Origin of the sequence: Millisia brevis NBRC 105863 (assembly GCF_001552615.1) — a bacterium.
Classification (GTDB): Bacteria; Actinomycetota; Actinomycetes; order Mycobacteriales; family Mycobacteriaceae; genus Millisia; species Millisia brevis.
The window spans coordinates 26826-38932 of the sequence record NZ_BCRN01000020.1 but is presented as its reverse complement, the minus strand read 5'-3'; the positions used below and the strand labels follow the sequence as shown (position 1 = coordinate 38932).

Here is a 12107-nt window from a genome sequence, read left to right as displayed (position 1 = left end):
GGCCACGCGCCCGTCACCCTATCGTGTCGAGCCGACGGGTCGAAGAACGCGACGGTTCGCTCAGCGCGCGGTGGGGTCGGTCGACAGCGCGCTGCTGCCGACTCCCGCCAACGCACCGTCGAGGGCATCGAGCAGCGGATCGGAGGGCGCGATGGACAGGTCGATGGAGCAGGCGGGCACCGGCGGAGTGCCGGGGCGGGCGACGTATACCCAAAAGTGGTGATCGCCCGGCAGATTCAGCGAACGAACGATCGTGGCCGCACCCGACGGGCCGACCTCGACCTCGGCCAACAGAAACGCCGACGGCGCAGTGAAGGCGCCCACCCCGTAGTCGCCCGGCGCGCCGGTGATGGTCAGCTCGACCTTCTGTCGGCCGGCGACCCATTGACACGTCGCTTCGGTGGGGTCGGCGCCGGGCTGCGCTTCCGCCGATACCCCCGTCGCTACCGCATGAACCCCAACAATCAACGCCACCAACATATTTCGCAGCAATGCCGCGGTGCCGATTCGGGCGATCTGCATGGGTCCCCCACTGGTCGTCGGGCTCGCGCCGCACCGAGCCGATGCCGCCCACGAACGCCCATTCCTGTGCGACACACCCTATCGACCCCACCGTCCACTCCCGCGCCGGTCGCGGCGGGTGGACGGGCGATCAGCGCTCGGCCGGGTCGGTGGACAGCGCGCTGCTGCCGACCGCCGATAACAGCGAATCGATGGTGTCGAGGGTCGGGTCGGCGGCCGCGATATCGGCCGACCCGCGGCAGCCCTCGGCGCCGCCGGCACTGCCGAGGCTGTCCTCGAAGGCCTCGAAGCCCCAGTTACCGGCTTCCGGAACCGCCAGGACCGCCGTTCCGGTGCCGTCGGCGGCCACATCGACCGTGCCCAGGATCTCGCGGGCACCGCCGGGCGCGATCGACACCACGCGGTAGAGCCCGGATTCGCCGGTGACGGTGACCTTGACCTTCTCCCGTCCGCCGACGTACGTGCAGGTCGCGTCGGAATCCCCGTAGTACGGAGCGGCGCCGGCCACCCCGGGAGACAGAATCAGCGCCGCGCCGGCAGCCGCCGTCAGCGCGGCCCCGGCCAGCAGTCGAAGCGGGTTGCGGGTGTTCATTCCTCGGTTCATGATGTGACTCCCCTCACTGTCGGGACTCACGTTGCTCGCCTCGGGCCGGAAAAGCAACCACCCCGCCGCCGGCGATCGGGTGGGTCGCCCCTCGACGACGCTCGCCCGGCCACCCTCGTGGGGCGACCGGGCGAGAATCGAATGCGCCTGTATATCAGGCGGTCTCGGTGATCGGCCGATCGACCCAGCTCATCAGGTCGCGCAGCTTCTTGCCGGTGACCTCGATCGGGTGCTCCGCGTTCTCCTTGCGGAGCTTCTCGAGCTCGACGTTGCCGCCCTCGACGTTGGCGACCAGTCGCTTGACGAAGGTGCCGTCCTGGATATCGGACAGGATCGCGCGCATGCGGTCCTTGGTGTCCGCGTCGATCACCCGCGGGCCGGAGAGGTAGCCGCCGAACTCGGCGGTATCGGAGACCGAGTAGTTCATGCGGGCGATGCCGCCCTCGTACATCAGGTCGACGATCAGCTTGAGCTCGTGCAGGACCTCGAAGTAGGCCATCTCCGGGGCGTACCCGGCCTCGACCATGACCTCGAAACCGGTCTTGACCAGTTCCTCGGTGCCACCACAGAGGACGGCCTGCTCACCGAACAGGTCGGTCTCGGTCTCTTCCTTGAAGGTGGTCTTGATGACGCCGGCGCGGGTGCCGCCGATGCCCTTCGCGTAGGACAGCGCGAGCGCCTGGCCCTCGCCGGTCGGATCCTGGTCGACCGCGATGAGCGCCGGAACGCCCTTGCCGTCGACGAACTGCCGGCGCACCAGGTGGCCGGGGCCCTTCGGGGCGACCATGGCGACGGTGATGTTCTCCGGTGCGTTGATCAGACCGAAGTGGATATTCAGGCCGTGTCCGAAGAACAGCGCGTCGCCGTCCTTCAGGTTCGGGGCGATGTCCTCGGTGAAGATCTTCGCCTGCGCGGTGTCGGGCGCGAGCAACATGATCACGTCGGCCCACTCGGCGACCTCGGCCGGCGTGCCGACCTCGAGGCCCTGCTCGGTGGCCTTCTCGCGCGACTTCGACCCTTCCTTCAGGCCGATGCGCACCTGAACGCCGGAATCCCGCAGCGACAACGAATGTGCGTGTCCCTGGCTGCCATAACCGATGACCGCGACCTTGCGACCCTGAATGATCGACAGATCGGCGTCATCGTCGTAGAACATCTCAACCGCCACTGTGCTGTAAGCCTCTCTCGTTGAATAACTGTCTGTATGTCGTGTGCGGTCACCGCGCGGCGGTGATCGCCTTCGGTCCGCGTCCGAGCGCCACCACGCCGGACTGCACCAGCTCGCGTACACCATACGGATCGAGCACGCGCAGCAATGCGTCGAGCTTCGATCGCGTTCCGGTGGCCTCGATGGTCACCGCCTCCGGGGAGACGTCGACGACCTTGGCGCGGAAGAGGTTGGCCGCCTCGATGACCTCGCCGCGCACGGAGGCATCCGCGCGCACCTTGATCAGGACCAGTTCGCGAGCGACGGAGAACTCGTTGTCCTGCTCGACGATCTTGAGGACGTTGACCAGCTTGTTGAGCTGCTTGGTGACCTGCTCGAGGGGCTGCTCGTCGACCTTGACCACGATCGTCATCCGCGAGACGTCGGGCAGCTCGGTCGCGCCGACCGCCAACGACTCGATATTGAAGCCGCGCCGCGAGAACAGGCTCGCCACGCGCGCGAGCACGCCGGGCTTGTCCTCGACCAGGACGCTGAGGGTGTGGGTGGTACTCATTCGGCAGTGTCTCCCTCGGCGGTGTTGTCGCCCTCGGCGAAGGCCTTCTCGGTCACCCGGTTGAGCACGGCCGGTTCGGCGACGACGTCGTCCTCGTCGAACAGCGGGCGGATACCGCGGGCGGCCTCGATCTGGTCATTGCTCATGCCCGCGGCGACCATCGGCCACACCTGGGCGTCCGGCGCGACGACGAAGTCGATCACCACCGGACGGTCGTTGATCGCACGGGCGCGGGCGATCACCTCGTCAACGTCCGCCTCGCGTTCGCACCGGATGCCGACGCAACCGAGCGCCTCGGCCAGCAGCACGAAATCGGGGATGCGCTTGCTGTGCGTGGCCAGGTCGGTATTGGAGTAGCGCTCCTCGTAGAACAGGGTCTGCCACTGGCGGACCATGCCGAGGTTGCCGTTGTTGATGATCGCGACCTTGATCGGGATGCCCTCGACCGCGCAGGTCGCCAACTCCTGGTTGGTCATCTGGAAGCAGCCGTCGCCGTCGATCGCCCAAACCTCGGCCTCGGGGCGGCCGAGCTTGGCTCCCATCGCGGCGGGCACCGCGTAGCCCATCGTGCCCAGGCCGCCGGAGTTGAGCCAGGTGCGGGGCTTCTCGTAGCTGACGAACTGCGCCGCCCACATCTGGTGCTGTCCGACGCCGGCGCAGTAGACCGCGTCCGGGCCGGCGGCGCGACCGATCGACTGGATCACGAACTCGGGCGACATCAGCTCGCCCGCGGCAGCGCGGGTGTAGCTCAGCGGATAGGTCCGCCGGACGTCGTCGAGCTGGCTGCGCCAGGCGGAGTACTCGAAGTCGGTGCCTTCGGACTTGCCGGCGCGCACGGCCTCGATCAGTCCGAGGATGACCTCGCGACAGTCACCGACGATCGGGACGTCCGCGTGCCGGTTCTTGCCGATCTCCGCCGGGTCGATATCGGCGTGGATCACCTTGGCGTCGGGTGCGAACGAGTCGAGACGCCCGGTCACCCGGTCGTCGAAGCGCGCGCCGAGGGTGATCAGCAGGTCGCTGCGCTGCAGCGCGGCCACCGCGGCCACGGTGCCGTGCATACCGGGCATGCCGTAGTTGAGCACGTGGCTGTCGGGGAAGCCGCCGCGCGCCATCAGGGTGGTCACCACCGGGATTCCGGTCAGCTCGGCCAGCTCCAGCAGTTCGGCGGAGGCCTCGGACTTGATGATGCCGCCACCGACGTAGAGCACCGGCTGCTTGGCGGCCGCGATCAACCGCGCCGCCTCGCGCACCTGACGGCCGTGCGGTGTGGTGACCGGCCGATAGCCGGGCAGCCGCAGCTCCGGCGGCCACACGAAGGTCATCTTGTTCTGCAGGACGTCCTTGGGCAGGTCGACCAGGACGGCGCCCGGTCGGCCGGAGGCCGCGATGTGGAAGGCCTCGGCGAGCACGCGCGGGATGTCGTCACCGTCGGTGACCAGGAAGTTGTGCTTGGTCACCGGCATGGTGATGCCGCAGATGTCAGCCTCCTGAAAGGCGTCGGTGCCGATGAAGCCGCGACCGACCTGACCGGTGATCGCGACGATGGGCACCGAATCCATCTGGGCGTCCGCGAGCGGGGTGACCAGGTTGGTCGCACCGGGACCCGAGGTCGCCATGCACACGCCGACGCGTCCGGTCGCCTGCGCGTATCCGGTCGCGGCGTGGCCGGCGCCCTGCTCGTGGCGCACCAGCACGTGCCGAACCTTGGACGAGTCGAGCAGCGGGTCGTACACCGGGAGGACCGCACCGCCGGGAATACCGAAAACCGCCTCGACCTCGAGCTCCTCGAGGGCTCGGACAACCGCTTGTGCGCCGGTCATCGTCTCCGGGGCGCGGCGCCGGGCGCCGCGGTCGGCGTCGGGCTGGCCCGGCGCCGCGGACGTGGGTCGACCGTTGCGTTCGGCGGCGCGATCCGCCGTCGATGGCCGTGCTGTGGGTGCACTCACCGCTATCGATCCTCACCTGGTGTCGTGGTCATGTTGTTTCTCCGGCTGGTAGTGGCTCGTCGACATGGTGCGATTCGCCCCTGGGCAACAAAAAACCCTCGCCGGCTGAGCCGGGCGAGGGTGGCGCGTCGCGTGCTGAGAAGGTTCGTCGAATCGACTCAGGCGGCGGCGCGCCTGCCGATTACGAGAAGGGTCCCTGTATGCACTCGGTTGACATTAGGGCCCATCAGACGAAACGTCAAATCCCATTTCGTGGACATCGCGATCGGGCGCGCCGCCCGGCTCAGCGGGAGGTCAGCCGCGATTCCGGCGCCGGCCGGATCCCGTGGTCGTGGAGGTTCGCGCACACCCGTACCCGCGCCCGGGTGCCGCCCGCATCGCTGCTGATCCGCAGGTCGCCGCCGCTGTCGAGGACCGCCTGGCGGATCAGGCTCAGCCCGAGATGCCCCTCGGGCGCCGGCGCGGAAGGATCGAAGCCGCCTCCGTCGTCGACGACGTCGAGAGCGAGGTGCTCCCCCTCCGATCGCAGGTCGACCCGCACGATCGTGGAGCCACCGTGCGCGATCGCATTGCGCAGCAACTCACGGGCGACCCGGTAGAGCAGGGCCGCGCACTCGGGCGTCGCGTCGACCGGTTCGATCGGACCGAGCTCGATCCGGGTGCCCGCGCCGCGCAGGTCGTCGACGAGGTCGCGCAGCGCGGTTTCCAGCGACCCCGCGAAGTCGGGCGGAGCGAGCTCGGTCATCAGGCCGCGCAGTTCGGCGAGGTCGGCGTCGAGCAGATCGCCGGCGCGGCTCAGCAGTGCCACCCGATCGGGATCGTCCCCGAACGCATCGGGACCGAGGTGGTCGAGGGTGAGCCCGACGCTCGCGAGGTCCTGAACGATGCCGTCGTGCAGCCGGGTCGCCAGGCGCCGCCGCTCCCGGTCCGACGCGGCCAGGGCGGTCTGTAGCAACTCCCGGCGCTCGATCTCCCCCTCGGCGATTCGACGCGCCAGACGCAGGGCCAACGGCAGGGTCGCCGCTCCCAGGACCAGCGGACCCAACAGCGCGATCGGCCGCACGACGCCGAGCAGGTTCGCCAACGACTGGGGAGCGGTCGATGGCAGGTATACCTCGAGCAGCATGGCGCGATCGGCCGCATCGCTGAATCCGATGAACGCCTCCAGCAGGCCTTCCGGGCCGTACTCGTGCTCGTGTTCGTAGTCGTCGGGGACGTCGAGGACGACGACCTCGCCGGCGTCCAGCCGGGCGGCGAGCTCGGGGGCGTAGGGGCTGCGCGCGCCTTCGTTGCGCGGTTCGTCGGAGTAGAGCACGACCGCCTCGTCGCCCTCGACCTGCCAAATCTTGATCCGCTGCACCACCCCGGCATCCATGAAGGCCCGGATCTCCCGGAGCAGAATGGACCGCGCCTGTGCATCGGCGGCGCCGATGTCGACGACACTGAGCGGGGCCACGATCGCCTGGGCCACCATGGCCGCAGCCGCGGCTGCGCTGCTGCGCGCCGATTCGGCGGCGATCGCGGCGGAGATGAACGTCGACGCGATCGCGACGGCCGCGGTCACCACAAGAGTGGATACGGCGTGCACGAGCAGGGCCCGCCGAACCGGCCGGTGCAACCCGCGTCCGATCATCGAGGTTCCAGCAGGACGATGCCGGCTCGCGCGGCCACGACGATCGCCTCGAGTTGGGTGCGGGCGCCGAGCTTGCCGAGGATCGCCTTGACGTGGTCGCGCACCGTGTACACCGACAGGTTCAACCGATTGGCGACATTCCGTACGTCCAGGCCCTCGGCGAGCAGTTCGATCACCTCCTGCTCGCGCGGCGAGAGCGCACCGGGCGGGATCGGCTGCGTCGGACGTGGTCCGCGCTCGCGCAGCGCGTTCAAGACCTCGTCGAAGCGCCCGTGCTTCGGCAGCACCCGCCGCGCGCCGCAAGCCAATGCCCGCCGGGCGGTATCCGAGCGCGGATGCGCGGTCAGCACCACGAGCCGCGCGTGGGGTACCGCGCAGCTGAGTTCGGCGACCAACCGCGCCCCGTCCCCGTCGGGAAGGCCGAGGTCGATCACCGCCGCCGAAAAGGGAACGGCCGCGGCCATCCGCCGCGCCTGGTCGACCGAGTGCGCCACCGCCGCGCACTCCAGATCGGGTTGAGCGTCGATACCCAGCCGCATCAGGTCGGCGAACGTTCGGTGATCGTCCACGACGAGAACGGGGGTGCGCATCCCCGAAGTTTAGGGAAATCGAGAGCCCGCTACCAAGCTTAGGCTGCCTTTGGTCGGCGCCGGCCCCACTTCGGAATTTCCCCCTCCCAAAGGACGACCCATCACCATGCGCCTCACCCGCACCCGCACGGCACTGCTCCTGGCGCTGGCCGTGCCCGCTCTCGCCCTGAGCGCCTGTTCGTCCGGCGCCGACACCTCCGCCGCCGGCGAGACCTCCACAGCAGAGGGGCAACGGTCCCTGGTTGTGTACTCGGGTCGTTCGGAGGACCTGGTCGGACCGATCATCGAACAGTTCGAGCAGGAGTCGGGCATCGACGTTCGCGTCCGCTACGCCAACAGCATCGAGATGGCCGCGCAGCTGTTGGAGGAGGGCGAGCGCACCCCCGCGCAGGTATTCCTGTCCCAGGAGGCCGGCGCTCTCGGCGCGCTGCGGGATGCCGACCTGCTCGTCCCGCTCCCGGAGGACATCGCCGGCGCGACCGACCCCCGCTACAACTCGACCGACGACTCCTGGGTCTCCCTGACCGGGCGGGCGCGGGTGGTCGTCTTCGATTCGCAGGACCTCGACGCAGCGGAGGTACCCGCCGATGTGCGCGACCTGACCGACCCCAGATGGCGCGGGCAGGTCGGCTTCGCCCCCAGCAATGCCTCCTTCCAGTCCTTCGTGACCGCCATGCGCGTGCTCGACGGCGAGGCGGCGACCGAGGAGTGGTTGAACGGGCTCAAGGCCAACGACGCGCAGATCTTCCCCGGAAACGCCCCCATTCTCGAGGCCGTCAACACCGGCGCCCTCGATCTCGGGCTGCTGAATCACTACTACTGGGTCACCGCCGCCGCCGAGGCGGGCGGCCCCGACGCCATGCGCGCCGGGGTGCGATTCGGCGCCCCCGATACCGTCTCCGCCCTGGTCAACGTCACGGGAGCGGGCATCATGACCGGCTCCGAGGGCTCGCCGGAGGCCGAGGAGTTCCTGCGTTTCCTGGTCGGCGAGCAGGCCCAGAGCTACTTCGTCGAGGAGACCGGCGAGTACTCCTTGCTGCCGGGAGCCCCGTCGCCCGCCGATGTGCCGACACTCGACGAATTGAACGGTCCGCAGCTCGACTACTCCGAACTGGCCGATCTCGACGGCACCGTCGCGCTGCTGCAGAAGACCGGCCTGATCTGAGTCGGGTCGTGCATTCCGGAAAGGGGAGGTCGTCGACCCGTCGACCTCCCCTGCTCCTGCTGCTCGCCGGTACGTTCGGCGCCGCGGTAGCCGCGCTCCCTCTGATCTACCTGGTCGTGCAGTTGGGGCGCGCCGGCGGTAGCGATGTGCTCGGCGCCGTCCTGCGCGAGCGAACCCTGACCCTCGCGCTCACCTCACTGGCGCTGTCCGTCATCGTCGCCATCGGCTGCCTGATCCTGGGCATTCCGATGGCGTGGGCGCTCGCCTGCGTGCGGTTGCCGGCGCCGGGGCTGTGGCGCGTGCTCGCCGCGCTGCCGCTGGCGATCCCGTCCTACTTGATGGCCTTCGCCTGGGTGTCCACCCGCCCGGGACTGTCCGGGTTCTGGCCGTTGGTGGCGATCATGATCCTGGCGTGCACCCCCTACGTCACGCTGCCGGTCGCCGCGGCGTTCCGACTCGCCGACCGGCGCACCGCGGACGTCGCCCGCACCCTGGGGCGTGGCCCGCTCGGCGCGTTTCGCGCGGCGACGTTGCCGCAGATAGCTCCGGCGGCGCTGGCGGGCGCGTTGCTGGCGGCGCTCTACACGCTGTCCGATTTCGGCTCCCCCGGCCTGCTGCGCGTCCAGACCCTCACCTGGGCGGTCTACGCCGCCTTCGAGGGGGGTCTCAATCGCACACTGGCCGCCGCTACGGCCGCGGTTCTGGTGGTCCTGGCCATAACGTTGGTGCTGATCGAGCGGGTGGTGCGGGCCCGGGCCCACCGTGACGGCGCACCGTCCGCGCGGATCGGTCCCATCGTTCGCACATCAGCCACGTACACCCGCATCACCGCGATGGTGGGCATGGCGGTGGTCGCCGCTTTCGGACTGGGTGTGCCCGGCGCGGCGCTGTGGCGTCGAGGGCTCGACAGTCGCGTGGCGGGGGTGGACTGGCAGCGGCTCATCCAGAGCGCGATCACGACCCTCGGGGTGAGCGTCGGGGGTGCGGTTCTCGCGGTCGCCCTCGGCCTGCCGATCGCGGTACTCGCCGCGCGCCATCGCTCCCGGGTGATCGCGATTCCGGAATCGATCACCTACCTGAGCAGCGGCGTGCCCGGGCTCGTCGTCGGGCTGTCGCTGGTGTTCTTCACCCTCAACACCGTTCCGGTTCTCTATCAGACCTCGCTCGCGCTGTGCCTCGCCTACGCCGTGATCTTCCTACCGAAGGCGATCGGGTCGGCCCGTTCGGCGATCGGGCAGGTCCCCGAAGCGCTCGAGGATGTCTCCCGCAGCTCGGGGCGCGGACCGGTGCACACCGCCGCGACCGTCACCGCGCGGCTGTCCGCACCCGGCATCGCCACCGGCGGACTGCTGGTGGCCGTCACCGCGATGAAGGAACTGCCGGCGACGCTGATGTTGCTGCCGATCGGCGCGAACACCTTGGCCACCGAACTGTGGCGGCATACGACAACCACCGCCTACGCGGCCGCCGCCCCCTACGCGATCGCGCTGGTCGTGGTCGCGAGCATCCCGGCGTACCTCTTGTCCCGAGCGGAGCTCGATGGAACTGACGATTGACGGCCTGAGCGCGTGGCATTCGGCCGGCGCGCACCACACCCGGGTGCTCGATCGGGTCACGGTGGCGCTGCCCGCCGGCAGCTTCGGCACGGTGCTCGGCCCCAGCGGCAGCGGCAAGACCACGCTGCTGCGCGTGGTCGCCGGGCTGCACCGGGATGCCTCCGGCAGCATCCGGCTCGGCGGCGACCGGATCGACGAGCTGCCGCCCGAGCGACGCGGTATCGGCCTGGTCCCCCAGGACGGCGCCCTCTTCCCGCACCTGACGGTCACCGAGAACATCGAGTTCGGACTGCGCCGCACCGACCGCCGGGGCCGGCGCACCGCCGCGATGCTCGATCTGTTGGGGCTGCGCCGCTATGCCGATCGGTTCCCCCACCAGCTTTCCGGCGGCCAGGCCCAGCGGGTTGCCGTCGCTCGCGCCCTCGCCCCGGCGCCGGCGTTGGTGCTGCTCGACGAGCCCTTCTCGGCGCTCGATGCCGCCCTGCGCGGCGAGGTCCGCGACGGTGTGCGCGCCGCACTGGCCGATACCGGCACCACCGCCCTGCTGGTCACTCACGACCAGAACGAAGCGCTGTCGCTGTCGACCCGGCTCGTGGTCCTGTCCGATGGGCGGATTCGGCAGGCCGGCAGCCCGTACGAGCTCTATTCCGAACCCGTCGACGTGTGGACCGGACGGTTCCTCGGCGACGCGAACATCCTCGACGGCGTCTCCGACGGCACCGTCGCCGACACACCGCTCGGACCCCTGCGCCACCAGGCGGTAGCCCCCGGTCCGGTGACGGTCCTGGTGCGGCCCGAGCAACTGCGCCTGGATCCCGGCGCCGCCGCGGGCATCCCGGGAACGGTCCGCTCGACGCACTACGTCGGCCACGGCGGCATCGTCGCGCTGGACCTCGGCCGGTCCGTCACGGCGCTGGCCCGCATCACCGCAACGCCGATGCCCCTGCCGGGAAGCCGAATCGCGGTCGCCGTCGACGGCGCCGTTCGGGCCTATCCGGCGACCGCCGCCGCGCCGTGATCGGCGGAGCCGGGCGTCATCACTGTCGGAAGGAATCGAGGATGGACAAGCTGGTCGACACGGTCGATACGTTTCTCAAGGTGGTTCTCGAATGCCGGGAGAGCGGGGTCGCGCCGCTGCGCGCCCGGCTCGCCGAGCGGGCCAACCAGAGCGGCGCCAGCGCATCGGGCACGGTCGGACGGATGACCCGCGACGGGCTTCTCGACCCCGCCGGCGGCAAGCACCTCTCGCTCACCCCGGCCGGCCTGCGACGGGCGATCTCCGTCCTGCGGAAGCACCGGCTGGCCGAATGCCTGCTCGCGGACGTCATCGGGCTGGACTGGATCGAGGTGCACGCCGAGGCGTCCCAGTGGGAGCACGTCATCGGCGACAGCGCAGCAGCCCGGCTGACCGATGTCCTGGGCAACCCGACCCACTCGCCGTACGGCAATCCGATCCCGAAACCCGGCGCCGTGCGATGGCCGCCGCGCAATCCGCCGGGCGCCGCCACCCTGCTCGACCTGGCCGCGACCGCGACGAGCCCGACCTCCGGCCGCATCCTGTGGATCACCGAACGTGCCCAATGCGACGCGGCCACCCTCGGGACGCTCTTCCACCGGGGCGTCCTGCCCAACGCCACCGGGACGGTCGAACCCTGCGGCCCGTTCGTCCGATTCGTCCTCGATTCGCGGAGCGGAGCGGTCGATCTTCCCCGGGCCGTGGCGGCTCAGATCGTCGCGCTACCCGCCTGACAGCCCTCGCCACAGGGTGCCGGAGCTACCGGCGAGCGACGGCGCGGCAAACGCCGATAATCGACGGTGCAACAATGGAACCATGTCCAGCCCGCTTCCCGGTGGCGCACGCGTCGTCTTCCGTGTCCCCCGTATGGCCCTGATCGCCGTGGGGATGCTGGCGCTCGGGGTCAGCGCTCCGGCGCTGGCATGGCCCGCCGCGTTCGCCTGGCTGTGGGTTCTTCCGCCGCTCGCGCTCTACTGGGTGCTGCGGCTTCGCACCGTGGTGTCCCCGGAGGCGCTGCGCACCCGGACCCTCGTCGGGTCCCGGACCATCGACTGGTCCGAGGTCCGCGGCATCCGGTTCCCCCGGCGCGCGGGCGATCGTGGCTTCAGCCGACGGTGGGGGCGAGCGGTCCTCGAGGACGACACCGAGGCCGTGCTGCCGATGGTGACCGTCGACCGGATCGCGCTGCTGTCGATCGCCAGCGGGGGTCGAGTACCCAACCCGGTGGCCACAGCGCCGGTCGATTCCGACACCGATGACGCCGACACCGACGCCGAGGCGGTCGAACAGACCGCGGCCACCGGGACCGCAGCCCCCTCGAATTCCGCTTCTTCCTAGTTCTCAGAGAGCCC

General features: G+C 70.1%; 12 protein-coding genes. 5 read left to right on the top strand and 7 right to left on the bottom strand.

What is annotated here, in order from left to right:
* Positions 1-60 precede the first annotated feature (60 nt).
* The 7 genes from MB1_RS21825 to MB1_RS21795 form a co-directional block, all read right to left on the bottom strand.
* A complete protein-coding gene (locus MB1_RS21825; protein ID WP_066912668.1) occupies positions 61-522 on the bottom strand; it encodes a hypothetical protein in 462 nt (153 codons plus the stop codon).
* Positions 523-652: 130 nt separating this feature from the next.
* A complete protein-coding gene (locus MB1_RS21820) occupies positions 653-1126 on the bottom strand; it encodes a hypothetical protein (protein WP_157084252.1) in 474 nt (157 codons plus the stop codon).
* Between the two features lie 154 nt (positions 1127-1280).
* Entirely contained in the window at positions 1281-2282 is a 1002-nt protein-coding gene (gene ilvC / locus MB1_RS21815; protein WP_174531994.1) for a ketol-acid reductoisomerase, read from the bottom strand.
* 61 nt (positions 2283-2343) lie between these two features.
* Positions 2344-2847: an acetolactate synthase small subunit gene (gene ilvN / locus MB1_RS21810; protein ID WP_066912662.1), complete on the bottom strand. Its 504-nt coding sequence runs from the start codon at positions 2845-2847 to the stop codon at positions 2344-2346.
* Positions 2844-4796, bottom strand: coding sequence for an acetolactate synthase large subunit (locus tag MB1_RS21805; RefSeq protein ID WP_066912661.1), 1953 nt, complete (start codon positions 4794-4796; stop codon positions 2844-2846). Before MB1_RS21805 ends, ilvN begins: the two co-directional genes overlap by 4 nt.
* 283 nt (positions 4797-5079) lie before the next feature.
* Positions 5080-6360, bottom strand: coding sequence for a sensor histidine kinase (locus MB1_RS21800; protein WP_157084250.1), 1281 nt, complete (start codon positions 6358-6360; stop codon positions 5080-5082).
* A gap of 65 nt (positions 6361-6425) precedes the next feature.
* A complete protein-coding gene (locus tag MB1_RS21795; protein WP_066912657.1) occupies positions 6426-7019 on the bottom strand; it encodes a response regulator transcription factor in 594 nt (197 codons plus the stop codon).
* 106 nt (positions 7020-7125) lie between these two features.
* On the opposite strand from MB1_RS21795, the gene MB1_RS21790 reads away from it, so the two are divergent.
* From MB1_RS21790 to MB1_RS26130, 5 genes are all read left to right on the top strand, one after another.
* A complete protein-coding gene (locus tag MB1_RS21790) occupies positions 7126-8184 on the top strand; it encodes an iron ABC transporter substrate-binding protein (RefSeq protein WP_066912655.1) in 1059 nt (352 codons plus the stop codon).
* A gap of 8 nt (positions 8185-8192) precedes the next feature.
* Positions 8193-9740, top strand: a complete 1548-nt coding sequence (locus MB1_RS21785) for an ABC transporter permease (protein WP_218000293.1) — start codon at positions 8193-8195, stop codon at positions 9738-9740.
* Complete coding sequence (locus MB1_RS21780) at positions 9724-10758, top strand: ABC transporter ATP-binding protein (RefSeq protein WP_066912653.1); 1035 nt, start codon at positions 9724-9726, stop codon at positions 10756-10758. The genes MB1_RS21785 and MB1_RS21780 overlap by 17 nt, the downstream gene beginning before the upstream one ends.
* A gap of 41 nt (positions 10759-10799) precedes the next feature.
* Positions 10800-11489 carry a metal-dependent transcriptional regulator gene (locus MB1_RS21775; protein WP_066912651.1) on the top strand — a complete coding sequence of 230 codons (690 nt, stop codon included), beginning with the start codon at positions 10800-10802 and terminating at the stop codon, positions 11487-11489.
* A gap of 82 nt (positions 11490-11571) precedes the next feature.
* The gene (locus MB1_RS26130) at positions 11572-12093 is read left to right on the top strand and encodes a PH domain-containing protein (RefSeq protein WP_169801718.1); all 522 of its coding nucleotides are present in this window, start codon (positions 11572-11574) and stop codon (positions 12091-12093) included.
* Positions 12094-12107 lie beyond the last annotated feature (14 nt).